Origin of the sequence: Paenibacillus sp. GbtcB18 (assembly GCF_019091125.1) — a bacterium.
Lineage (GTDB): Bacteria > Bacillota > Bacilli > Paenibacillales > NBRC-103111 > Paenibacillus_F > Paenibacillus_F chitinolyticus.
Genome location: NZ_JAGXJX010000258.1, coordinates 1 through 282, shown reverse-complemented (window position 1 = coordinate 282; position 282 = coordinate 1). Strand labels below are relative to the sequence as shown.

Genomic DNA, 282 nt, shown 5'->3' with positions numbered 1-282 from the left:
TCGTGCGGGAGTTGCCGTGCACAAACGCCTTTTCCCTGACCCTCTCAGCGCAGACCAGGCCCCCACCGAATTCTCCGGCGATCAGACGGGAAGCGGGGTTGCATACCCCTGCCCTCGGTGCCCGTTCAACGTTAATCGGGGCGCACACGTTGCCCACTTTTCACCTGTGTTCTCCTCCTATCTGGCGGAAGGCGGAAGGAGCTCCCTCGGGTCAATGGCCAAGGCATTGGATTTTTTTACCGTGTTCAGGGACTGAAACTTTAAGCTGCGAAAGTAACGGCA

Annotated in this window: 1 pseudogene; it reads right to left on the bottom strand. The window is 58.2% G+C overall.

The features are described from left to right. A pseudogene (locus KVT34_RS32210) lies at positions 1-157 on the bottom strand (tRNA dihydrouridine synthase DusB); the annotation flags it as partial. Positions 158-282 lie beyond the last annotated feature (125 nt).